The 22,190-nt window shown below is 72.8% G+C and carries 22 protein-coding genes, 4 tRNA genes, 1 pseudogene and 1 riboswitch; of the genes and pseudogenes, 9 read left to right on the forward strand and 18 right to left on the reverse strand.

The window, feature by feature from the left end:
* Together MA879_RS09245 and MA879_RS09250 are read left to right on the forward strand one after the other, a co-directional pair.
* Positions 1 to 266 (forward strand): annotated as a pseudogene (locus MA879_RS09245) (recombinase family protein); the annotation flags it as partial.
* Between the two features lie 44 nt (positions 267 to 310).
* Positions 311 to 1,485, forward strand: a protein-coding gene (locus tag MA879_RS09250; protein ID WP_248125455.1) for an IS3 family transposase whose coding sequence is annotated in 2 segments (ribosomal slippage) — positions 311 to 595 and positions 598 to 1,485 — 1,173 coding nt in all. Because the reading frame shifts where the segments join, the coding sequence is not laid out codon by codon here.
* Between the two features lie 342 nt (positions 1,486 to 1,827).
* On the opposite strand, the gene MA879_RS09255 is transcribed toward MA879_RS09250, so the two are convergent.
* The 13 genes from MA879_RS09255 to MA879_RS09315 all read right to left on the reverse strand — a co-directional run bounded on the left by MA879_RS09255 (position 1,828) and on the right by MA879_RS09315 (position 13,981).
* Positions 1,828 to 2,148: a hypothetical protein gene (locus tag MA879_RS09255; RefSeq protein ID WP_248125459.1), complete on the reverse strand. Its 321-nt coding sequence runs from the start codon at positions 2,146 to 2,148 to the stop codon at positions 1,828 to 1,830.
* A gap of 530 nt (positions 2,149 to 2,678) precedes the next feature.
* Positions 2,679 to 3,161 carry a 6,7-dimethyl-8-ribityllumazine synthase gene (gene ribH, locus MA879_RS09260; protein WP_248125461.1) on the reverse strand — a complete coding sequence of 161 codons (483 nt, stop codon included), beginning with the start codon at positions 3,159 to 3,161 and terminating at the stop codon, positions 2,679 to 2,681.
* Positions 3,158 to 4,471, reverse strand: coding sequence for a 3,4-dihydroxy-2-butanone-4-phosphate synthase (gene ribB / locus MA879_RS09265; protein ID WP_248125464.1), 1,314 nt, complete (start codon positions 4,469 to 4,471; stop codon positions 3,158 to 3,160). Before ribB ends, ribH begins: the two co-directional genes overlap by 4 nt.
* The gene (locus MA879_RS09270) at positions 4,468 to 5,124 is read right to left on the reverse strand and encodes a riboflavin synthase (protein WP_248125469.1); all 657 of its coding nucleotides are present in this window, start codon (positions 5,122 to 5,124) and stop codon (positions 4,468 to 4,470) included. The genes ribB and MA879_RS09270 overlap by 4 nt, the downstream gene beginning before the upstream one ends.
* A 1-nt stretch (position 5,125) precedes the next feature.
* Entirely contained in the window at positions 5,126 to 6,235 is a 1,110-nt protein-coding gene (ribD, locus tag MA879_RS09275) for a bifunctional diaminohydroxyphosphoribosylaminopyrimidine deaminase/5-amino-6-(5-phosphoribosylamino)uracil reductase RibD (RefSeq protein WP_248125471.1), read from the reverse strand.
* A complete protein-coding gene (gene pnuC, locus MA879_RS09280) occupies positions 6,232 to 6,936 on the reverse strand; it encodes a nicotinamide riboside transporter PnuC (protein ID WP_248125475.1) in 705 nt (234 codons plus the stop codon). The genes ribD and pnuC overlap by 4 nt, the downstream gene beginning before the upstream one ends.
* A gap of 81 nt (positions 6,937 to 7,017) precedes the next feature.
* Positions 7,018 to 7,163: riboswitch (FMN riboswitch) on the reverse strand.
* Between the two features lie 16 nt (positions 7,164 to 7,179).
* Positions 7,180 to 8,193, reverse strand: a complete 1,014-nt coding sequence (locus tag MA879_RS09285) for an immunity 51 family protein (protein ID WP_248125479.1) — start codon at positions 8,191 to 8,193, stop codon at positions 7,180 to 7,182.
* 408 nt (positions 8,194 to 8,601) lie between these two features.
* Positions 8,602 to 9,078 carry a hypothetical protein gene (locus MA879_RS09290; RefSeq protein ID WP_248125480.1) on the reverse strand — a complete coding sequence of 159 codons (477 nt, stop codon included), beginning with the start codon at positions 9,076 to 9,078 and terminating at the stop codon, positions 8,602 to 8,604.
* A gap of 82 nt (positions 9,079 to 9,160) precedes the next feature.
* The gene (locus tag MA879_RS09295) at positions 9,161 to 9,553 is read right to left on the reverse strand and encodes a hypothetical protein (RefSeq protein ID WP_248125482.1); all 393 of its coding nucleotides are present in this window, start codon (positions 9,551 to 9,553) and stop codon (positions 9,161 to 9,163) included.
* 63 nt (positions 9,554 to 9,616) lie between these two features.
* Positions 9,617 to 10,282: a ribulose-phosphate 3-epimerase gene (gene rpe / locus MA879_RS09300; RefSeq protein ID WP_135027748.1), complete on the reverse strand. Its 666-nt coding sequence runs from the start codon at positions 10,280 to 10,282 to the stop codon at positions 9,617 to 9,619.
* Between the two features lie 47 nt (positions 10,283 to 10,329).
* Entirely contained in the window at positions 10,330 to 11,940 is a 1,611-nt protein-coding gene (locus MA879_RS09305; protein WP_248125485.1) for an RsmB/NOP family class I SAM-dependent RNA methyltransferase, read from the reverse strand.
* Complete coding sequence (locus tag MA879_RS09310; protein ID WP_248125597.1) at positions 11,937 to 13,007, reverse strand: methionyl-tRNA formyltransferase; 1,071 nt, start codon at positions 13,005 to 13,007, stop codon at positions 11,937 to 11,939. The genes MA879_RS09305 and MA879_RS09310 overlap by 4 nt, the downstream gene beginning before the upstream one ends.
* A 56-nt stretch (positions 13,008 to 13,063) precedes the next feature.
* Entirely contained in the window at positions 13,064 to 13,981 is a 918-nt protein-coding gene (locus tag MA879_RS09315; protein WP_248125490.1) for a cytochrome, read from the reverse strand.
* Between the two features lie 156 nt (positions 13,982 to 14,137).
* Here MA879_RS09315 and MA879_RS09320 point away from each other — a divergent pair.
* The 4 genes from MA879_RS09320 (at position 14,138) to MA879_RS09335 (ending at position 14,535) form a co-directional block, all read left to right on the forward strand.
* Positions 14,138 to 14,211, forward strand: a tRNA-Gly gene (locus MA879_RS09320).
* An 18-nt stretch (positions 14,212 to 14,229) separates the two neighbouring features.
* Positions 14,230 to 14,300: transfer RNA gene (locus MA879_RS09325), tRNA-Cys, on the forward strand.
* Positions 14,301 to 14,359: 59 nt separating this feature from the next.
* Positions 14,360 to 14,431, forward strand: a tRNA-Val gene (locus MA879_RS09330).
* 27 nt (positions 14,432 to 14,458) lie between these two features.
* A tRNA-Gly gene (locus MA879_RS09335) sits at positions 14,459 to 14,535 on the forward strand.
* An 84-nt stretch (positions 14,536 to 14,619) separates the two neighbouring features.
* Here MA879_RS09335 and zapE read toward each other — a convergent pair.
* Positions 14,620 to 15,687, reverse strand: coding sequence for a cell division protein ZapE (gene zapE / locus MA879_RS09340; RefSeq protein ID WP_248125493.1), 1,068 nt, complete (start codon positions 15,685 to 15,687; stop codon positions 14,620 to 14,622).
* 131 nt (positions 15,688 to 15,818) lie between these two features.
* Between zapE and MA879_RS09345 the strand changes: the two genes are divergently transcribed.
* Positions 15,819 to 16,712, forward strand: a complete 894-nt coding sequence (locus MA879_RS09345) for a sulfurtransferase (RefSeq protein WP_248125496.1) — start codon at positions 15,819 to 15,821, stop codon at positions 16,710 to 16,712.
* On the opposite strand, the gene MA879_RS09350 is transcribed toward MA879_RS09345, so the two are convergent.
* Positions 16,625 to 17,587 carry an amino acid permease gene (locus MA879_RS09350; RefSeq protein WP_335342047.1) on the reverse strand — a complete coding sequence of 321 codons (963 nt, stop codon included), beginning with the start codon at positions 17,585 to 17,587 and terminating at the stop codon, positions 16,625 to 16,627. The genes MA879_RS09345 and MA879_RS09350 overlap by 88 nt on opposite strands.
* Before the next feature lie 235 nt (positions 17,588 to 17,822).
* Here MA879_RS09350 and MA879_RS09355 point away from each other — a divergent pair, with 235 nt between their 5' ends.
* Together MA879_RS09355 and MA879_RS09360 are read left to right on the forward strand one after the other, a co-directional pair.
* A complete protein-coding gene (locus MA879_RS09355; protein WP_248125499.1) occupies positions 17,823 to 18,281 on the forward strand; it encodes a SufE family protein in 459 nt (152 codons plus the stop codon).
* 5 nt (positions 18,282 to 18,286) lie between these two features.
* Complete coding sequence (locus MA879_RS09360; protein WP_248125509.1) at positions 18,287 to 18,796, forward strand: aminoacyl-tRNA deacylase; 510 nt, start codon at positions 18,287 to 18,289, stop codon at positions 18,794 to 18,796.
* Positions 18,797 to 18,812: 16 nt separating this feature from the next.
* Here the strand turns inward: MA879_RS09360 and pgsA are convergent, their stop codons facing one another.
* The 3 genes from pgsA to thrS are packed head-to-tail and all read right to left on the reverse strand — an operon-like array spanning position 18,813 to position 22,155.
* Positions 18,813 to 19,424 carry a phosphatidylinositol phosphate synthase gene (gene pgsA, locus MA879_RS09365; protein ID WP_248125512.1) on the reverse strand — a complete coding sequence of 204 codons (612 nt, stop codon included), beginning with the start codon at positions 19,422 to 19,424 and terminating at the stop codon, positions 18,813 to 18,815.
* Positions 19,424 to 20,140, reverse strand: a complete 717-nt coding sequence (locus tag MA879_RS09370; RefSeq protein WP_418001240.1) for an HIT family protein — start codon at positions 20,138 to 20,140, stop codon at positions 19,424 to 19,426. Before MA879_RS09370 ends, pgsA begins: the two co-directional genes overlap by 1 nt.
* Positions 20,137 to 22,155 carry a threonine--tRNA ligase gene (gene thrS, locus MA879_RS09375; protein ID WP_248125527.1) on the reverse strand — a complete coding sequence of 673 codons (2,019 nt, stop codon included), beginning with the start codon at positions 22,153 to 22,155 and terminating at the stop codon, positions 20,137 to 20,139. The genes MA879_RS09370 and thrS overlap by 4 nt, the downstream gene beginning before the upstream one ends.
* Positions 22,156 to 22,190: the final 35 nt, after the last annotated feature.

The following is a 22,190-nucleotide window of genomic DNA, read 5'->3' on the forward strand; positions in this document are numbered from 1 at the left end:
CTCTCGAGCAAGACCTCTCCGCCCAACGGGAAGCACTCGAGCGCCTCGGAGTCGAGAACAAGGACATCTACTTCGACCACGGCCTGACGGGAACGACCCGCGCCCGGCCCGGGCTGCGCGAAGCGCTGGCCGCGACCCGGGACGGCGACACCCTGGTGGTGACCAAGCTCGACCGGCTGGTCCGCTCGCTCCCGGACGCGAGGGACATCGCCGACGAGCTCACCACCAAGGGAGTGGCGCTAGGGACTGACGCACGTACAGGTGACATACGATCTGTGGTGTTCCCACACCGCAGGGAAGGATGTGCACCATGCCCGCCCCCTACCCCCAAGAGTTCCGCGATGATGTCGTCCGGGTCGCGCAGAACCGTGAGCCCGGCACCCACTTGAAGCAGATCGCGAAGGACTTCGGGATCAGCTTCTCCTGTCTGACGAACTGGATTCGCCAAGCCGAGATCGAAGCCGGCAACAAGCCCGGCACCACGAAGGCCGAGGCCGAAGAACTCCGCGCAGCCCGCCGCAGGATCCGGCTCCTCGAGCAGGAGAACGAAGTCCTACGCCGCGCCGCGGCCTACCTCTCCCAGGCGAACCTGCCGAAAAAATGATGTACCCGCTCGTGTCCGAGCTCGCCGCCGACCAGCTCCCGGTCGCGGTGTCCTTGCGGGTCCTCAAGCTCGCCCGCCAGCCCTACTATCGCTGGCTTCAGAACCCTGTCACCACCGCGGAGGTGGAGGCCGCTCACCGGGTCAACGCCCTCCACGACGCCCACCAGAACGATCCGGAGTTCGGGTACCGGCTGCTGCGGGACGAGGCCGAGAATGCTGGCGCTCCGATGGCGGCCCGTACCGCCTGGCGGCTCTGCCGCCAGAACGGGTGGCACTGCGCGTTCGGGGCCAAGCGTGGCAAGTACGGGACCCGCCCAGGCCCGCCCGTGCACGACGACCACGTCCGCCGGGACTTCTCTGCCGAAGCTCCGAACCGGCTGTGGCTGACCGACATCACCGAGCACCCCACCAGTGAGGGCAAGCTCTACCTCTGCGCGATCAAGGATCTCTACGCCGGCAGGATCGTGGGGTACTCCATGGCCGGGCGTATGCAGGCCTCGTTAGCCGTGAACGCCCTCGAGCAGGCCGTGGCACGCCGCGGCGGCACCGATGCGGTGGCCGGGTGCATCGTGCACTCGGACCGCGGCTCGCAGTTCCGCTCGGCCCTATTCCAGGACGCCCTCACCACCCACGGGCTGATCGGGTCCATGGGACAGGTCGGTGCTGCCGGGGACAACGCGGCTATGGAGTCCTTTTTCGCGTTGGTGCAGAAGAACGTGCTGGACCGACGCGACTGGGACACCCGGGACGAGCTGCGGGCCGGGATCATCACCTGGATCGAGCGGACCTGCCACCGCCGCCGCCGGCAGGTGCGCCTGGGCCGATTGACGCCGGTCGAGTACGAGTTGATCATGGACCACACGCCCGCAGACGCGGCGTGAAGACGACTGTCACCTACACGTGCACCAGTCCCCTCCGCCCGGCGCGGCATGTGCAATCTCGGCTACACCACGCCACGCGCCCTGGCCCGCCTGAGGATCCAGGCTCAATCGGTCATTTCTGGCACGCGCCCCAGACGTCTCCGGCAGCCTCCCCGACTCGCCTGCCAGACGGCCGAAGACTGGCCTCAATCAGCTCGCCACAACACCGGGCCCGGCGGGGTTTGTGTCAGACGTCTTTCAGCCTGCCCACGTTGCCCAGTGAACACGGGGCCGGCACCCAGGACGATCAGGGGTTCTCAGCCCCGGAAGGGGCAGGCGTCTCCAATGGCCTGGAGGATCACCTCAGACCCCTCGACCTAGAGCACCGGTCAGTGCATCAGGTGCGCGCGACCAGAGCCTCGATGACCGCGGCCTGGCGGGCGTTGCCGGGTTCGTGGCGGCCTCGCGACGCACCGCGTCGCGGATCGCTTCGGGCACCCGCACGTTCAGCGCCACAGTCGGCGCCCCACGCCGGGCCAGGGGCGTATACCCGCCGGCCGGGTCCGAGGTCGTTGCCGATTCTGCGGGGATCACCGCTCCGGGGGCCGGGGTGTGGGGGGCTGGGGTGGGCTTGCGTCGCTGTGCTCGCAGGCTCAGGTCGGGTTCGAACTGCTTCTCGTTCATGCGGTGATCCTTTCGGAGATGAGGCCGGCTAGGTCGGTGTACGCGGTGGCGACGGGTTCGCCCTTCTCGTAGCGACCCAGCCAGTCGCAGGCCAGACGTGCTTTGGGGACGATGGAGCGGGCCGGCACCAGGGGGGGTGAGCAGCAGCCCGGTCTCGCGCAGCTCCTCGACGGCCACGGTCTGGTCCTTGGGGGTGATGTGGTCTTTGTAGTCCGAGACGACGATGCCCACCTCGGTGAGCCGGTCTGCAGCTCCCAGCAGGGCCATGGACTGTTTGAACGCGGCCACGCTCTGGTGGTCGATGGCGGGCCGTGGATGCCGCGAGCGAGACGAAGGGCGGGGGCTTCGCGCTCCGCCTCTACCGTCCGGTCCCCGCGCCCTCCGGCCGACCTGGACGACATCCCCGGGGCCCACACTCCGCCGCGTTCCGGACGGGCCCGGTTGACCGGCCTGCGCTCACCCCACCGGCCCCGGGGACAGGGTCCCCGTCAAGAGCAGCCGAATCAGCAGGCCGCCACGCCCGGCCATCCTCAGTCCCGCGGCGTGACCGAGCGCAGCGCGATCTCGGTGAGGACGGCCGCTTCGAGGGCCTCGCGGCCCTTGTCCTCGCGGGATCCGGGCAGGCCCGCCCGGTCGCGGGCCTGCTGCTCGGTGTCCACGGTGAGCACGCCGAAGCCCACGGGAACGCCGGTTCGCACCGAGACCTCCGTCACGCCCTGGGTCACGGACTGGCACACGTAGTCGAAGTGCGGGGTGTCCCCGCGCACCACGACGCCGAGGACCACGACGACGTCGAAGCGCTCCGCCAGCCGCGCCGCGGCGACGGTGAGCTCGACGGTGCCGGGCACGCGCACGAGCACGGGCTCCAGGCCCAAATCCGCCGCGGCGGCCTGCGCCCCGGCGATCAGCCCGTCCATGATCTCGGTGTGCCACTGGGCGGCGACGATCGCCACGTTCAGGCCGGTCGCAGCGGCGGGGTCGGGGGTGAAGGTCGGGGCTCCGGCGCCGCTCATGGGGTGTCCTCCTGGTGGGTGGGGTGGGTCGGGTCGGTGGTCGGGTCATCGGCCGGCGTGGCGGGGCCGCCGGTGGCCGTCGGCGGTTCGAGCACGCGGTCCGCCAGGGCGTGGGCCATGCGGTCCCGCTTGGTGCGCAGGTAGACGACGTTGTGCTCGGTGACGGGTGTGGGGGCCGGGACACGCTCGACGACGTCGATGCCGGCCGCCCGCAGCCCCGCGACCTTCGCGGGGTTGTTGGTGACCAGGCGGATGCGCCGATGGCCGGCGGCCGTGAGGACGGCGGCAGCCCCGGCCCAGTCGCGCGCCTCGGCGGGCAGACCGAGGGCGAGGTTGGCCTCGACGGTGTCCATCCCCTCCTCCTGGAGCCGGTAGGCGCGAATCTTGTTGGCCAGGCCGATGCCGCGTCCTTCGTGGCCCCGGAGGTAGAGGACGGCGCCGCCCTCGGCCGCCGCGCGGGCCAGGGCGTCCTCGAGCTGGGGGCCGCAGTCGCAGCGCAGGGAGCCGAGGACGTCGCCGGTGAGGCACTCCGAGTGCACGCGGACGGTGAGGGGCCGCTCCGGGTCGGTCTCCCCCGCCACGAGCAGCAGGTGCTCAGCCCCGGTCTCGGCGTCCACGTGCACGCTCACGCGGAACAGGCCGTGCCGGGTCGGCAGGGTGGCCTCGGCGGGGACGGCGGTCAGGGCCGGCGTCGTCTCCTCCAGGTGGGCCACGAGGTCCTCGATGGAGATCAGCACGAGGCCGTGCTCGTCGGAGAACTCCCGCAGGGCGGGCAGGCGCATCATGGTGCCGTCGTCGTGGACGAGCTCGGCGATGGCGGCCACGGGCGCGACGCCGGCCAGGCGGCACAGCTCGACGCCGGCCTCGGTGTGGCCGCGGCGGGCCCGGACACCGCCGGGGACGGCGCGCAGGGGGAAGACGTGACCGGGCCGGGTGAGGTCACCGGGGACGGCACCGGGGTCGGCGAGCACGCGGAGGGTGCGGGTGCGGTCGGCGGCGGAGATGCCGGTGGTGACGCCGACGGCGGCGTCGACGGACACGGTGTAGGCGGTCCCCTTGGGGTCCTCGTTGACGGCGGTCATGGGCGGCAGGGCCAGGCGGTCGGCCAGCTCGGCGGGCAGGGGCGCGCAGATGACGCCCGAGGTGTGGCGGACGGTGAAGGCGGTGACCTCGTCGGTGGCCAGGGCGGCGGCGTAGATCAGGTCGCCCTCGTTCTCGCGGTCGGCGTCGTCCACGACGACGACGGGCCGGCCGGCGGCGATCGCGGCGATCGCCGCGGGGACGGGGTCCAGACGGATGTGCTCGCTCACGGGCGGGCCTCCTCGGCGGGTACGGCGGGGGCGGACGGAATGAGCGCGAGGCGTTCGGCGTACCGGGCGAGCACGTCGGTCTCGAGATTGACGCGGTCACCCGGCCGCAGGGCGCCCAGGGTGGTGGCCTCGAGCGTGGCCGGGATGAGGCCGACCTCGAACCAGTGCTCGACGGCCTCGGGGACGGACACGGCGGTGACCGTGAGGGACACCCCCTGCAGGGCGATGGCGCCCTGCGCGGCGACGTACCGGGCCAGCGCGGCGTCGAGGCCGATGCGCAGCGTGGTCCACTCGCCGTGCTCGGTCACCGCGAGGACCTGGCCGGTCCCGTCCACGTGGCCCTGGACCACGTGCCCGTCCAGGTGGTCGGTGGGGCGCAGGCAGCGCTCGAGGTTGACCCGGTCCCCCGGAGCGCGGTCGCCGAGGCTGGTCATCCGCAGCGTCTGGCCTATGAGGTCGGCACGGAACACGCCGGGGCGCTCCGTGGGCTCGTCGAGGGCCGTGAGGCACACGCCGTCGACGGCGAGCGAGCCACCGGCGGGCAGCCCGTCGAGGGCGCCGCCGGCGTCGAGGGTCAGCAGGGCGGTGTCGGCGGCCGCGTCGTGCTCGAGGGCGACGACGGTGCCGAGATGGGTGACGATGCCGGTGAACATGTCAGTCCTTCGTGGTGGGGGCCAGATGGGTGAGGACGTCCTCGCCGAGGAGGCGCACGGGCCCGCCCTCGGACGGGTCGAGGGCCCAGCGCAGCCCGTCGGCGAGGGTGCCCACGGGCAGCCCGGCAACGGCGGGCAGGCCCGCGCCGAGCAGCAGCGGAGCGGTGTAGGCGAACATCTCGTCCACGAGTCCCGCCGCGAGCCACGCGCCCAGCACGTGCGGGCCGCCCTCGATAAGCACGTGCCCGGGGCGGGATCCGCCGTGGGGCCACGGGCCGGGGCGGGCGGCCAGGGCGGCGAGGACCGCGTGCGGGTCGTGGGAGCGCACGTGGATCAGGTCCGCCCGGTCCGCGAGCGCGGCGCCGGCGGGCAGGTCACGGTAGCCCTGGACCACGGGGACGGGCTGGACGGTCAGGTCGGCGCCCGCGGCGTCGCGGGCGGTGAGGCGGGGGTCGTCGGCGGTGACGGTGCCGGTGCCCACGACGATCGCGTCCACGCGGGCACGCACCTCGTGGGCGTGGGCGCGGGAGGCGGGCCCGGTGATCCACTGGCTGGTGCCGTCGTCAGCGGCGGCCTGGCCGTCGAGGGACTGGGCGAGGTGCGCGGTGACCCAGGGGCGGCCGGCGTCGCGGACGTGGCGCCAGCGCTGCGTGAGCGCGGCGGAGGCGGCGTGGCCGGTGGGGCCGGTCACGCGCACCCCGTGGCGGGTCAGGCGGGCCGCTCCCCCGCCCTCGGCACCGGTGGCGTCGGCGACGGCGTAGCGCACGGCGCCGAGGCCGGCGTCCAGGATGGCCTGGGAGCAGGGGCCGGTGGTGCCGGTGTGGTCGCAGGGCTCGAGGGTGACGTGCAGGGTGCAGTCCGCCGCGTCGATCGCGGCCACGGCCGGGTCCTGGGCGCGGGCGGCGTGCCAGGCGGCGATCGCGTCGACCTCGGCGTGGGCGGTGCCGCGGCCGCGGTGGCGGCCGACGGCGAGGACGTACCCCTCGGGGCCGGTGATCACGGCGCCGACGAGCGGGTTGGCGCCGCGCACGCCCTCGAGGGCCGCGGCGGCGGCGAGGTCGAGGGGCTCGGCGGGGGGCGACGTCGTTGGGCAGGGCTGCGGGAGGCTCACCGGGCGACCCCCTCGGCGGGGCCGTCGGGCAGGAGCGTCTCCACGGCGGGCTTCTCGCGGTCCTTGGCGCGCAGCCACACGACGAACCCGGTGAGGGTGAACAGGCCGTAGACGGCGTACATGACGGCGGAGGCGTAGTAGCCGCTGCTCCACAGCAGGGGGACGCCGACGACGTCGACCGCGACCCAGACCAGCCAGAACTCGACCCACCCTCGGGCCATGCCGTAGGTGGCCAGCAGGGAGCCGACGAAGGTCCACGCGTCCGCCCACACCGGCTCCCACGAGCCGAGGGCGCGGAAGACCGGCGTGAGGGCGAGGGTGCCGATCAGCATGCCGAGCACGAGGAACATGCGTCCGCCCCAGCCGGCCCATTCGGGGGTGATGGCGGCGGCGCCCTCGGCGCGGCCGCGGCGGGCGGCGTTCCAGCGGACCCAGCCGTAGACGGAGACGGCGATGAACATGATCTGGCGCCCGGCCTGGCCCAGCAGGGTGGCCTGGTCCGCGCCGCCGAAGAGGGAGGCGAGGAAGACGGTGAGCAGGAGGAGGTTGCCGAGGATGCCCACGGGCCAGGCCCAGACCTTGCGGGCCATGCCGCCCAGGGCTGAGGCCAGGCCGAAGACGTTGCCGACCACCTCGCGCATGAGCAGGCCGCCCCCGGCCACGGGGATGGTCCAGTTGAACAGGTCGATCAGCCAGTCCATGGGTGTCGGCGCCCTCCTCGGATCGGTCTCCGAGGGGTGCGCTCCGTGGCCCTCCCGCGTCAGCGTGCAGGACGGCTCGGCCGCGTGCCTCTCCCATCCCGACTGTACGGTCGGCACCGGAATTCCACCGGTCAGGCCGCGGTCCTGGACCCTCGGGTGAGGGCGGGACGCGCGGTTAGCGGGCTGTCACCGCCGGTGCGGACTTCCACCGCATCTCGGAGCACGTTGCTGCCAGCGAGTATGTCACGGCTCGGGATTGAGGCTGAGCCCGGCCACGCCGATCCGCTCCAAGCAAGAGCGAAGCTCGTCCGCGTGCTGGGTCAGCCGGTCCAGCACCGCCTGGACCTTCTTCAGCGCCGGCCGCGACCCGTAGGCCATGAACACGTCCGCCTCCGGGTCCAGCTCCACCCGACGCACCTCCGCCGGGAAGCCCAGCTCCAGGAGCCGGTCCCACGTGTGGCCCGCGTGTTCCAGGCCCCGGGACTCGAGCACCTGCGTGGCCGGCACCGGCTGCATCGGCATGGTCAGCACGTACGTGCGCTCCTCCAGCCTCTCGATCGAGGCCACGCTCGAGCCCGTCACCAGACGCGACACCGGCACGACCGCCGGTCCGCCCCCAGCGAAGGCCTCCCCGGCCAGGCCGGCCGAGACCAGCACGTCGACGACGCTCGCCAGCACCTCCGCAGAGGAGCACCACCACGCCAGCAGGGCCACGGCGTCCTCCACCGCCTCCCGCGGCCCGTGCACCACCGTGGCGTCATCCTTGAGTGCGATCCTCACTCCAGCCTCGGGCAGGCACGGCCACCGCACGGACAGCAGCCCCGCCCAGAACGCGCCCGGGTCCGTCACACCCATCCGCTGCAGCAGGCCAGCGATCTCCTCGCTCGGGGCAGGCAGGACGGCGCGGACCGCGTCGGTCGTGGCGTCCTCCGGTGTCACCGTGGCCCCGTCCAGGGCAGCCGCCCTGATGCGTGTGGCGCGCCGGGTCATCTGCGCAGGCAGGGCGCGGGCGTCGCGCGGCCCACGAGCGGCCGGTCCGAGGGCAGCCTCCATGAGCCAGTGGTTCGCCTTGGGCTCGCCACCCCAGTTCACCTGCGCGATCCCCGCGGCCGCGTCCCACACCGCCTGCGGCAGAGGGACCTGGCGGACATCGAAGACCTGCAGATTCTGCACCGGAGAAGAACGAACCAGCTCCTCCAGACCCAGGCATTCCCGAACGCCGTCGACATCGACCTCGTGCAGAACGGGTGCCGTCAACCCGTGCAGGCTCACCACCGACATCAGGGCCCAGGACGCACTCTTGACGGTGGGCAACTCTGGCCAGACCGTGCCGGCGGGCAGACCGGCCCCTTGGTACACGGCAAGCCTTTTCACACGGAATCCCGCCAGCTGGGCCACGTGCTCTGGCCGTGGGTAGCGCAGTGTCAGGTCCCACAACCGGGGCAGATGCCCCCATTCATGGACGTATTCGCTAGCACGACCCTCCAGTCTCCACGCCTTCGGGAAGGATCGACCCGGCGGACACGGCCCGATCTTTGTCTCGAACTCGATCATCTTCACCCAGTCAAGGCTGCCTTTGGGCACCCCCTTCCACGAGTTGCCCGCCGCGATGTGGACGTACTCCTCAACTTCCGACCATCCCACTAGAAATCACCCATTCCGATGTCATTTCTGTCTAGACCCGGCATGCCCACCGCGCAAAGGCGTCATGGGGTCGAAACTAATATTACCCAGGCCACCCGCACCTGAAGGCCGGGCCGTGATCTGACTCTTAGATGCACTCCTGAAGCCTCGCAGATTGCTTTTACCCAAATCGTCGCCACCCCGTGCGGCATCCGCGGCGCGGTCCACTCGGAAGAATGACGTGATCAGCACGAGGAGGGACATCCAGTTCAACCAGAGCAACCAGTCCAGCGTCTTCGAGGGGCGACCGAGCATCTCTGAGGCAGAGCCGCCCTGCCAGACACCGTCGACCGCCTCCCACGCAAGTTCGTCGATCATCGTCACGTTGTAGAGGAAGGAGAGCAGGTAGAACCCGCCGATGATCCAGAGGAGATCCGTCAGTCCGGCTGACCTCTTCAGGACCACCCAATTCAGCAGCACGAAGGTGGCGAGCAGGGCACAAGCGATCACGACGGTCACGTCGTCCTCGCCAAGGGCCGATCCTGATCTGCCATGTCATGGCTTCTCGCCCCGCCTCCACGCCCGTCGGCCTCGGCCGCGCTCATCGGATCCGCTCGAACTCGATGCCCTCGGGCCCTGAGAAGACCTCCGGAGGAGGCGCCGTCTCCAGAAGCCCCCGGTGCCGCGCGATGCACTCGAACAGGACCGTCACGAATCCGCCTGGTGACATGTCCCCCTCCTTGTCAGAGGTGTAGGTCACCGCGCTGTAGACGGCGTCCCCGCAGTGGATCTCGAACAACGCCGCGTCCCCATAGGGGCCGTAGATGGCGGCACGCAGGTTCGGCCCCCACTCCACGACGAGGCCGTCACACCACTCCTCACCGAAGGTGTCGGCGAAGACCCCGGTGTACGCCGCAGTGACGCCGTCGACCTCAGAGGTGATCAGCTCGTGGAGCGGCTGACCACCGCCTGCCCCGCCCTTCGACTTCAGCACACGGGTCGAGGCCGCCCCTCCTTGGTAGCGGCTCCAAGGCCGACGGGACATCGCCATCCCGTCTCAGCCGGCGACGGCGTCGCGCGCCAGGGCGCGCAGCCCGGCGATCGCGGCGTCGGGGTCGTCGGCGCCGAACACGGCGGAGCCGGCCACGAAGACGTCCGCCCCGGCCTCGGCGGCGCGCAGGATCGTCTCCCGGTTCACGCCGCCGTCGACCTGCAGGGCGATCGGGGCGGGGGCGCCGTCGAGGGCCTGCCGGGCCCGGCGGATCTTGGGCAGGGTCACGTCCAGGAAGGACTGCCCGCCGAAGCCGGGCTCCACGGTCATCACCAGGAGCATGTCCAGCTCCGGCAGCAGGTCCAGGTACGGCTCGATCGGGGTGGCCGGGCGGACCGCCATGCCTGCCTTCGCCCCGGCCGACCGCAGGGTGCGGGCCAGCAGGACGGGCGCACGGGCGGCCTCGGCGTGGAAGGTGACCGACTCGGCGCCGGCCTCGGCGTAGTCCGGGGCCCAGCGGTCGGCGTCCTCGATCATCAGGTGGATGTCCAGGGGCAGGTCCGTGGCGGCCCGGATCGCCTGCACCACCGGCAGCCCGAGGGTGAGGTTCGGCACGAAGTGCCCGTCCATCACGTCCACGTGGACGGCGTCGGAGCCGGGGATGCGGGCGAGCTCCTCGGCCAGGCGGGCGAAGTCCGCCGAGAGGATCGAGGGGTGGATGCAGGCGCTCATGGGGCTCCTCCGGACGGTCGGGCGTGGGGTGCGGTCAGACGGGGCGGTCAGTCGATCGGGGCGCGGAACAGGGCCAGGAACATGGCGTCCGTGCCGTGCCGGTGCGGCCACAGCTGCGCGGTGCGGGCGGTCACGGGGTCCGTGCCCTCCGGCGCGGTGAGGCCGAGGTCCGCCAGGGCCACGTCCTGCAGGGCCGCGGCGGCGTCGAGCTGCTCGAGCTCCGGGTGGCGCCGGGCCAGGTCCTGGACCTGCACGATCGTCTCGGCCACGTGCGGGGAGCACGTCACGTACGCGAGCACGCCGCCCGGGGCCAGCGCGCCCACGGCGGCGTCCAGCAGCTCGGCCTGCAGGCCCGTCAGCTCGGCGAGGTCCGCAGGCGTGCGCCGCCAGCGCGACTCCGGGCGACGGCGCAGCGCGCCCAGGCCGGTGCACGGGGCGTCCACGAGGATCCGGCCGAAGCCGCCGGCGGGGGCGTCCTCGGCGATCGTGCGGCCGTCCCCGGTGCGCACCTGCCACGCCGCCTCCGGCACGCCCGCCAGCGCGGAGCGGACGAGCTCCGCCCGGTGCGGGGCGACCTCGTTGGCCAGCACGGTCGCCCCGCGCTCGGCCGCGAGCGCCGCCAGGAGCGCGGCCTTGCCTCCGGGGCCCGCGCAGAGGTCGAGCCACCGGCCGTCGGCGTCCCCGGCGCGCGTCTCGACACCGGCCAGGGCTCGGGCGGTGAGCTGCGAGCCGACGTCCTGCACGCGCAGCACGCCCTCGCGCAGCCCGGCCAGGCGGCCGGCGTCGCCGCCGTGGTGCAGGGCGGAGCCGGGGGCGAGCGGGCCGGGCTCCGCACCGTCGTCGAGGGCGGCCTGGAGGGCCGCGGCGCCGCCAGGCACGGGCAGGCCCACGAGGTTGACCACGGGGGCGGCGTTGTCGGCGGCCAGCAGGGCCTCGAGCTCGGCGTCGCGGTCCTCGGCCGCCGCGGTGGAGGGGTGCCCGGCCAGGGCCTGGCGCAAGGCCCGGACGATCCACGCCGGGTGCGAGTGGCGGACCGCGCGCGCGGCGTCGCCGCCGTCCTCGGGGGCGACGTCGGCGAGCCAGTCCTCCAGAGAGCGCTCGGAGACGCGGCGGAGCACGGCGTTGACGAACCCGGAGGGTCCGGCGCCGATCTCGGCGCGCACGAGCGCGACGGTCGCGTCGAGGGCGGCGTGGGCCGGGACCCGCATGTGCAGCAGCTGGTGGGCGCCGAGGCGCAGGGCGTCGAGCACGGGGGCGTCGATCGCGTCGAGCGGCCGGTCCACGCAGCGAGCGAGCACGGCGTCGTAGAGACCGATCCCGCGCAGGGTGCCGTAGGCGAGCTCGGTGGCGAAGCCGGCGTCGCGGCGGTCCAGGCGGGCCTCCCGGATGCGCCGGGGCAGGACGAGGTTCGCGTAGGCGTCCTCGGCGTGCACGGCCCGGACCACCCGGAACGCGGTCAGCCGCGCAGGATCCGCCTGTCGCGAGCGCTGAGAGGGGGCCTGCGCGGAGCGCTGCCGGCCGGCGCCGGAGCGGCCGCGGTGGCGCTGGCGACCGGCGGCGTCGCGGCGGTCCTCGCGGGGTCCCCCGCCCTTCGCCCCTCCGGACCGGCCGCCGCCACGGCGTCGGTCACGTCCTGCCGTGCCGTCCTGTGCGCTCATGCGCGTTCCCCTGTCCTGGTGTCCGTGGTGGCGGCCCGGCGGCGGGCGGCCTCGGCCTGCGCCTCCTGGTGCTCCCGCAAGGTGTCCCCGCCGAGCAGGGCCATGGGGGCGGGCAGGCCGCGCAGCCAGTCGGCGGCGGCCATCTCCTTCTTGCCCGCCGGCTGCACGCGGCCGAGGCGCACCGCGCCGCCACGGGTGCGCAGCCATCCGGAGCCACCGGTGGAGACCACGGCCCCGGGCGCGGCATCGGCCAGGTCCGCGGGCCATGCCTCGTCCCCCTCGGCCACGGGCAGCACCCCGGCGAGCTTGAGGCGGACGGGGGTGGCGTCGTCGTCGGTGTCCGCCGGGACGAGCCAGCCCCACGCGCCGGGCTCAGGGGTGACCCCGTTGATCCGGGCGGCCACGGCGCGCGCGTCCTGGGCGGGGTCCACGAGGCCGTCGGCGGCGGTGAGCTTGGCGGCGTGCGTCGGCTCGCCCTCCTGGGGGACGGCGACGGCGGTGCCGGCGGCGAGCTCGGCCAGGACCTGCAGCACGAGCGGGCCGCCGCGCTCGGCGAGGTCGGCGAGGACCTCGCCGGAGGTCTCCTCCGGGCCCACGGGACGCTCGATCCGCGCGAAGACGGGGCCGGTGTCGAGGCCCTCCTCGAGCCGGAAGACGTCCGCACCGACCGAGTCCACGCCGTCCATCACCGCGCGCTGCACGGGGGCCGCGCCGCGATAGGCGGGCAGCCGGGAGAAGTGCAGGTTGAGCCAGCCGTGCTCCGGGATGCCCAGCGCATCCGCGGGCACGAGCGCCCCGTAGGCCACGACGACGGCCACGTCCGGGGCGAACGCGCGGACCTGGTCCAGGACGGGGGCGCCGGCCTCGCCCCGCAGGCGGTCGGTCTTCAAGACGGGCACGCCGGCCTCCTCGGCAGCGCGGGCCACCGGGGACGGGGTGAGCACCCGCTTGCGACCCACGGGGGCGTCGGGGCGGGTGAGCACGCCCACGACCTCGTGCTCCGAGCCCAGCAGCGCGCGAAGCACGGGCACGGCGGTCTCGGGAGTGCCGGTGAAGAGCACGCGCAGAGGGCGGGCGTCGGCGCGCGGCTCGGGATCGGGGGTGGCGTCAGGGTGCGGATCGGTCACGGCTGAAGCCTATCGGCGCCGCCGAAGGCGGCGGCCCGGGCGGCCTCGAGGCCGCCGGCGCTCCCCGGCGAGGACACCGGGGGCGGGCCGATCACGCGCAGGGCGGGGCCGGCGTCGTCCACGGCCTGGGCATGGGTCCAGACCTGGCGGAGCGCCCAGAACTTGTGCCAGTGGCGGGGCAGCGCGTTCGGATTGGCCTGGTGGACGGCCACCTCCGTCTCCCCCAGCGCGACGCCGAGGAGCATCTGCGCGTCCCCATGGGCCCAGGGCTCCCACGTGCCGGCCTCGGCGTCCACGAGGGATTCCTCCGCCTTGAGCCCCGCCGTGAGCTGCATGACGACCTTCGGGTCCAGCGCCTTCACGCGGCCGTCGCGGCCCGTGCCCTTGGTCTTGTAGTCGATCAGGCACAGCCGGCCGCCGATGCGGGCGACGAGGTCCAGGGTGCCGGCGTAGCCCACGGTGTGGTTCCACACGGTGATCTCCGCGGCCACCGGCCGGACGTCGTAGAGGTCCCACCACTCGTCGAACCGGTCCGCGTACGCGCCCTCGCCGTGCTCGATCAGGCGCGCCCGGGCCTCGGCCATCGTGTGGGGCCGCCCCAGGGCGCGCAGGGCCACCTGCTCGGCGTAGTCGTGCACGCGGTCCCCGCGCTCGGCCGCGGCGTCCCGGTACCGGGCGGCGGCGTCCGCGCACTGGCGGGCCACCTGCTTCAGCCGTGCCGGCGAGCCCACGGACTCCGCCAGGCGGGGATCCTGCGCCACGGCGTTGGCGGCCATCCAGCCGACCCACCCGTCCAAGTCCATCCGCTCCATGCCGATCACCGTGGTGATGGAGGGGACCTCCGGCAGCCCGGACACCGAGCGGGCGTACATCCGTCCCTGCGGGGTCTGGTGGGCAAGGCGTGGCTGAGTCATGGGGCACCATTCTGGCAAACCCGGGGAGACCTCCCGAGCGGGCCGGGCGCGCGGAGGGACGGCCGATTTGGCACCCGGTGCGCGCATGGTCTAGAGTTCTTTCTCGTTGGAAATCGCGGAGAACGGCCTGGAGGCCGGTGCTGCGAAGCCCATCACGCGGATGTAGCTCAGTTGGCTAGAGCGCCACCTTGCCAAGGTGGAGGTCGCGAGTTCGAATCTCGTCATCCGCTCGCAAGTCCCCCATCCCTGGTCGGGTGGCCGAGAGGCGAGGCAGCGGCCTGCAAAGCCGTATACGCGGGTTCGAATCCCGTCCCGACCTCGCAGGCCGTTCCTTCGGGAGTGGTGGCAAGCTTGCTTCAGTCCTCGGACTGAGGTCGAGCGCGATTGGCGCAGCGGTAGCGCGCTTCCCTGACACGGAAGAGGTCACTGGTTCGAACCCAGTATCGCGCACGGATGGATCCGTGAGGATCGCATCACGCGGATGTAGCTCAGTTGGCTAGAGCGCCACCTTGCCAAGGTGGAGGTCGCGAGTTCGAATCTCGTCATCCGCTCCACGCGAAGGGCCCCTCCTGACGGAGGGGCCCTTCGCGCGTCGCCTCCGAAGCGACAGGGCGCTCACCGAACGGGGCGGGCTGGCCTCACTTGGCCTCGGCCTCGCCGGTCTGGCCCTCGCGCACGAGCGCGGTCATGCGGGAGACCGTGCGGAAGTACTTCTTCATGTACCCGCCGTGCATCATCTCCTGGGTGAACAGCTCGTCGAACGGCACGCCGGAGGCCACCACGGGCACGTCCTTGTCGTAGAGCCGGTCGGCGAACACCACGAAGCGCAGCGCCGTGGCCTGGTCAGCGATGGTCCGCACCCCGTGGAAGGCGGCGACGTCCACGTCCCTGACCAGCTCCCGGTAGCGCGAGGGGTGCACGCGGGAGAGCATGGCGGTCAGCTCGGAGAAGTCGTCCACGGACAGCACGCCGGCGTGCGGGAAGTTCGCCTCCGCGGTGGGGACCACCTGGTCCTCGGCCAGCGGGGCCGGGGCGGCGGAGAGGCCGCGGTGGCGGTAGTCCTCGCCGTCCACGCGGATGACCTCGAACTGCTCGGCCAGCACCTGGATCTCCCGCTGGAAGTCCTGCGCCGCGAACCGGCCCTCGCCCAGGGAGCCGGGCAGGGTGTTGGAGGTGGCCACCAGGCGCACGCCGGCGTCGGCCAGCTCCCGCATCAGGCGGGACATCAGGACGGTGTCCCCCGGGTCGTCCAGCTCGAACTCGTCGATGCAGACCAGGGTGTAGCCCTTGAGCACGTCTACCGCCTTGCGGAAGGACAGCGCGCCGACCAGGTTCGTGTACTCCACGAACGTGCCGAACGCCTTGGGCCCGGGGGCCGCGTGCCACGTGGAGGCCAGCAGGTGGGTCTTGCCCACGCCGAAGCCGCCGTCGAGGTAGATGCCGGCCGGCTCGGCCACGGCCCGCCGGCGGCCGCCGCCGAAGAGACCGCCGAAGAACCCGCCGCCGGAGCCGGCGGAGGGGCCGCCGAGGGAGGCGGCGAACCGGCGCAGCCGCTCCACGGCCTCGGCCTGCGAGGGGTGGGCGGGGTCCGGGATGTAGGAGTCGAAGGAGACCTCCCCGAACCGGTAGGACGGCTGGAAGGCCTCGAGCAGCTGGTCCGCGGAGACCTGCGGGGAGCGCTCGGCTAGGTGGACGATCTGGGGCACGACGGCTCCATCCTGGGATCGGCGGAGGGGACTGGCGTCATGCTACCGGGCGCGCGGACATGACCCCCCGTGTCCGGGGTGAGGCCAGCCTCAGCCAATACGTCCCACCGATGTGGCGTAATCTGGCGACCATGACTGACACCGCCGAGAAGTTCTCCCAGTACGCCCACCCCGACAGGCTCGTCTCCACGGACTGGGTCGCCGAGCACATCGGCGACGAGGACGTGGTGGTCCTCGAGTCCAACGAGGACACCCTGCTGTACTCCACCGGCCACATCCCCGGCGCCTTGAAGATCGACTGGCACACGGAGCTCAACGACGAGGTCGCCCGTGACTTCGTGGGCCCGGAGACCTTCGCCGAGCTGGCCGCGTCCAAGGGCATCTCCCCCGAGACCACCGTGGTGTTCTACGGGGACAAGTCCAACTGGTGGGCCGCGTACGCCCTGTGGGTGTTCACCCTCTACGGCCACGAGGACGTGCGCCTGATGGACGGCGGCCGGGACAAGTGGCTCGCCGAGGGCCGCGAGACCACCCGCGAGGTCCCCGAGGTGACCCGCGGCGAGTACCCCGTGCGCCAGCGCGACGACTCGACCGACCGCGCCGCCCGCGAGGACGTGCTCGCCGCCCTGGGCACCACCCCGCTGATCGACGTGCGCTCCCCCAAGGAGTACACCGGCGAGACCACCCACATGGACGGCTACCCGCAGGAGGGCACCCTGCGCGGCGGCCACATCCCCACCGCCGCCTCCGTGCCGTGGGCCAAGGCCGCCAACGAGGACGGCACGTTCAAGTCCCGCGAGGAGCTCGAGGCGATCTACCGCGACGAGGCGGGCCTCGGCGAGACCGACTCCGTGATCGCCTACTGCCGCATCGGCGAGCGCTCCTCCCACACCTGGTTCGTGCTCAAGCACCTGCTCGGCTACCAGGACGTGCGCAACTACGACGGCTCCTGGACCGAGTGGGGCAACGCCGTGCGCGTGCCGATCGTCCTGGGCGAGCAGCCCGGCGAGGCCCCGGCCCGCTGACCTCCCCGGCCCCCCGCGGCCTCCGCCCCAGCACGACGACGGCGCCCCTCACCCTGCCGGGTGAGGGGCGCCGTCGTCGTGCTGGGGCGGGGCTCAGGCCCCGGTGACGGTGCGGGCCACCTCGTAGACGATGCCGCTGACGGCCACGAGGCCGGCGAGGGTGACGAACACGTTCGACAGCGCGCCGCGCGGTAGGCGGCCAGGGCCGGCAGGCGGCGGAGCGCGTACATGGGCATCACGTACAGGATGATCGCGATGACCGGGCCGGCGACGGTCTCGATGAGCGCCAGAACCCCCGGGTTCGCGATGGCCACGAGCCACGTGGTCACGAAGATGAACGCGGCGATGCCCAGGCAGTGGCCGAAGAAGGAGGAGACGATCGCCAGGATCGCCACGATCGGCCCGAGCGCGGAGATCAGCGGGGAGTCGTGGACGTGGGCCAGGACGGCCGAGGCGCGCGTGGCGGCCGCCTGACCGTACTGCCGCTGCATGGCCAGCGAGAACCGGGAGATGGCCGGCGAGTGGTTGAACGCGAAGACGAGGACGGGGATGACCAGCCAGAGGGACATCAGGACCTCGCCCACGCCGGCCGTGGCGCCGGCGGTCAGGGCGCCCAGGTCCCACGAGGGGATGAGGTACAGGCTGGTGCCGAACAGGATGAGGATCAGCGGGTACACCAGCCAGCCCGTGACGAGCAGCATCACGCGCTGCCCGGCCACCTTGACGGCCATCATCACGGCGATGAGGAGGAAGGAGAGCACCGCACGCGGCGGGGAGGCCATGCCGAGCTGGTTGACCAGCAGTGAGTCCACGGTGTTGGTGATGGACACGCCATAGATGAGCACGATCGGGTAGATGGCCAGGAAGTACAGCACGGTGACCGCCAGGCCAGGGCCAGCGGCCCGTGCGGGGGTTGGTGGGAGTGTGCGCGGAGGGGTCCGCGGGCGGGGGCCCGGGGGGCGCGCCGGAGGGATCGGACTGGGCTCTGACGTGGGCGTTCGTCGCTGAAGAGGAACCGGAGGGGACATGCGCGCCAGTGGAGGAGCTTTCGCCGGTGACCCCGGGACACGGCCCGGACCGGGCGGGGCACGACCCTTAGACTGAGGCACCATGACCGACACCGCCGTGCCCCCGAACCTGGCCGAGATCATCGACGACTTCGCCGGGGTGCCCGACCCGCAGAAGCTCGAGCTGCTGCTCGAGTTCGCGGACGAGCTGCCCGCCCTGCCCTCCCGCTACGACGGGCACGAGGAGGAGATGGAGCAGGTGGTGGAGTGCCAGTCCCCCTTGTTCCTGGCCGTGGAGCTCGAGGACGGCACCACCGGCGACGACGCCCCGGTGAGCCTGTTCATCACCGCACCGCCGGAGGCGCCCACCACGCGCGGGTTCGCCTCCGTGCTCTCCCAGGGGCTCGACGGTCTGACCGCCCGGCAGATCCTGGACGTCCCCGAGGACATCCCCTCCCGTCTGGGCCTGCAGAAGGCCCTCACGCCGCTGCGCCTGCGCGGGATGTCCGCGATGCTCGGCCGCATCAAGCGCAACGTGCGCGAGCAGGCCGGGATCGCCTGAGGCCCGTGGCCCGACGCTCCCCCGCCCCCTCCGGCGCCCCCACACCCGCGGTCCAGGTCCTCCTGGACGCGGGTGTGCCGCACCGGCTGCTCTCCTTCGACGCCGGTGCCGACGCCGGAGGCCCGGGCCTCGGCGAGCAGGCCGCCGAGGCCCTCGGCGTGCCGCCCGAGCGCACCTTCAAGACGCTCATGGTGGCCCTGCCCGACGGCGACCTCGCCGCGTGCTGCGTGCCCGTGAGCGGTCGGCTGGACCTGCGCGCCGCGGCGGCCGCCCTCGGGGTGAAGCGGGTGGCGCTGGCCGAGCTCGCCGTCGCCGAGCGGCGCACCGGCTACGTGCGCGGGGGCATCTCCCCGCTGGGCCAGCGGCACCGCCACCGGGTGGTGGTGGACGCCTCCGCGCTCGCGGGCGGGTTCATGTACGTCTCCGCCGGCCAGCGGGGCCTGGACCTCGAGCTGGACCCGGAGGACCTGGTGCGGCTCACCGAGGCCGTGGTGGCCGACGTCGTCGCCGGCTGAGCCTCGCTGGGGCGCCTCAGGCGGCGGGGCGGGTCTGCCGGCGCACGGCCGCCACCCGCTGCAGGACCGTGACCAGGGAGGCGACGGCGAGCAGGGCCAGCACCGTGGTGAGCACGGCGGTCGGCAGGCCCAGACCGGTGAGCCCGGCGAAGACGAGTGTCAGAACGAGCCGCTCGGCGCGCTCGGCCACGCCGACGGACGCGGTCAGGCCGAGGGACTCGGCCTTGGCGCGGGCGTAGGACACGAGCATGCCCAGGGCCAGGCACACGCCGGCCAGCACGCCGACGGCCGGGGTCTGACCGGCGCCGAAGCCCCACCAGGACAGGGCGAGGAAGATGGCGGCGTCCTGGATGCGGTCCAGGGTGGAGTCCAGGAAGGAGCCCCACGGCCCGGAGGCGCCGGCCTCGCGGGCCATGATCCCGTCCACGAGGTCCGAGAAGACGAACAGCGTGATCACGATCGTGCCCCAGAAGAGCTGGTCCATCGGGTAGAGGACCAGGGCCGCGGCGCTCACGCCCACGGTGCCCGCCACGGTCACGGCGTCCGGGCTCACCCCCGCCCGCAGCAGGGCCCGGGCCACCGGGGTGAACAGTCGGGTGGTGGCCCCGCGGGCGTGGCGGTCGAGCATCAGTCCGACGCCTCCGGGGCGCCGGCGGCCTCGTCCGGGCCCGCGACGCGCGCGGACGCGGCGGCCTCAGCGTTGCGCCCGCGCCGGGCGGCGTGCTCGGCGGCGGCCTGCGGCCAGACCTCGGCCAGGACGTCCCGGGTCTGTCCGAGGGTCTGGGACATGTTCTTGGTGCGGGCGATGATCGGCAGGAAGTTCCCGTCCCCCGTCCAGCGCGGCACCACGTGCTGGTGCAGGTGCGCGGCGATCCCGGCGCCCCCGGCCACGCCCTGGTTCATGCCCAGGTTGTAGCCCTTGGGCCGGGTCGCGGCCTCGAACGCGATCATGGCGGTCTGCGCCAGATCCGCCATCTCCTGCGTCTCCTCGGCGGTGGCGTCGGTGTACATCGGGATGTGACGGTACGGGCACACGAGCAGGTGCCCGGGGTTGTACGGATACAGGTTCAGGATCACGAAGCACGTGGCGCCGCGGTGCACGATCAGCGAGGACTCGTCGTCGCGGGCCGGGGCCGCGCAGAACGGGCACGTGTGCTCGTCCGTGACCTGGTCCGGGCCGGCCTGGATGTAGGCCATCCGGTGCGGGTTCCAGAGCCGCTCGAACGGGTCCGGGACCCCCGGCAGGGCGAAGTCGTCCGTGGCCGCGGTGTCCCCCACCGGATCCCCGTACGGGGACCCGGCGGGAGCGCCGGCGCGGGCGCCGTCGTCGTCGGGACCGGTCACGGCGTCACCTCGCGGTCCCGCACCGCCTTCACGATGCGGGCCACGGCCTCGTCCACGGGGACGCCGTTGTCCTGCGTGCCGTCCCGGAACCGGAAGGAGACCGCACCGGCCTCGGCGTCCTCGCCGCCGGCGATCAGCACGAACGGCACCTTCTCCTTGGACGCGGAGCGGATCTTCTTCGGGAAGCGGTCCGAGGAGTCGTCCAGGCGCGCCCGGATCCCCTCGGCCCGCAGCTTCGCGACGACGTCGCCCAGGTAGTCCTCGAACGCCTCGGCCACCGGGATGGCCACGACCTGCTCGGGGGCCAGCCACGCCGGGAAGGCGCCTGCATAGTGCTCGGTGAGGACGCCGAGGAAGCGCTCGATCGAGCCGAACAGGGCCCGGTGGATCATCACCGGACGCTGACGGGTGCCGTCCGCGGCCTGGTACTCGAGGTCGAAGCGCTCGGGCAGGTTGAAGTCCAGCTGGATGGTGGACATCTGCCAGGTGCGGCCGATCGCGTCGCGGGCCTGGACGGAGATCTTCGGGCCGTAGAAGGCGGCGCCGCCCGGATCCGGGACCAGCTGCAGGCCCGAGGCCTCGGCGACCTCGGCGAGGGTGCGCGTGGCCTCCTCCCAGATCTCGTCCGAGCCGACGGACTTCTCCGGGTCCTTGGTGGAGAGCTCGAGGTAGAAGTCGTCCAGGCCATAGTCCTTGAGCAGGTCGAGGACGAAGGTCAGTGTGGTGGTGAGCTCCTCCTTCATCTGCTCGCGGGTGCAGTAGATGTGGGCGTCGTCCTGGGTCATGCCGCGCACGCGGGTGAGGCCGTGGACCACGCCGGACTTCTCGTACCGGTACACCTGGCCGAACTCGAACAGGCGCAGCGGCAGCTCGCGGTAGGAGCGGCCACGGGAGCGGAACACCAGGTTGTGCATGGGGCAGTTCATGGGCTTGAGGTAGTAGTTCTGGCCCTGCTTGGTGATCTGCCCGGTCTCCGGGTCGCGTTGCTCGTCGATCTGCATGGGCGGGAACATGCCGTCGGCGTACCAGTCGAGGTGGCCGGAGACCTCGTAGAGGTGCTGCTTGGTGATGTGCGGGGTGTAGACGAACTCGTAGCCGGCCTGCTCGTGTCGGGTGCGCGAGTAGTCCTCCATGGTCTTGCGGATGATGCCGCCGCGCGGGTGGAAGACCGGCAGGCCGGAGCCGAGCTCGTCCGGGAAGGAGAACAGGTCCATCTCGGCGCCGAGCTTGCGGTGGTCGCGGCGCTCGGCCTCGGCCAGGCGCTCCTGGTAGGCCTTGAGGTCCTCCTTGGAGGCCCACGCGGTGCCGTAGATGCGCTGCAGCTGCTTGTTCTTCTCGCTGCCCAGCCAGTAGGCGGCGGCGGAGCGGGTGAGCGCGAAGCCGTTGCCGATCAGCTTGGTGCTGGGCAGGTGCGGGCCGCGGCAGAGGTCGCACCACACGGCGTCGCCGGACCTGCGGTCCACGTTGTCGTAGATCGTGATCTCGCCGGCGCCGACCTCCACCGAGGCGCCCTCGCCGGCGTTCTCGGCGTCGTCCTTCTTGCCGAGCAGCTCCAGCTTGTAGGGCTCGTCGGCCATCTCCGCGCGGGCCTCGTCCTCGGTGACCACGCGACGGCGGAAGGTCTGGCCCGACTTCACGATGCGCTGCATCAGCTTCTCGAGCTGCTTGAGGTCCTCCGGGGTGAAGGGCTCGGCCACGTCGAAGTCGAAGTAGAAGCCGTCCGTGATGAACGGGCCGATGCCGAGCTTGGCGTCCGGACGCAGCTGCTGCACGGCCTGGGCCATCACGTGGGCGGTGGAGTGGCGCAGCACGTCCAGGCCGTCCGGCTCGGTGAGGTCCACGGACTCCACGGACTCGCCGCCGTGCAGCTCTCGGGAGAGGTCCCAGAGCCGCCCGTCCACGCGCATCACCACCGTGGTGGGCTGGTCCGCGAAGAGCTCGGTGCCGGTGATGCCGTGGGTCACCTCCCGCATCTGTCCGTCGACGGTCAGCAGGATGTTGTTCGGCTCGCTCACGAGTGCTCCTCAATCGGGTCAGGCTTCCGGGCGGG

It is taken from the genome of Micrococcus lacusdianchii, assembly GCF_023155805.1.
GTDB lineage: Bacteria > Actinomycetota > Actinomycetes > Actinomycetales > Micrococcaceae > Micrococcus > Micrococcus lacusdianchii.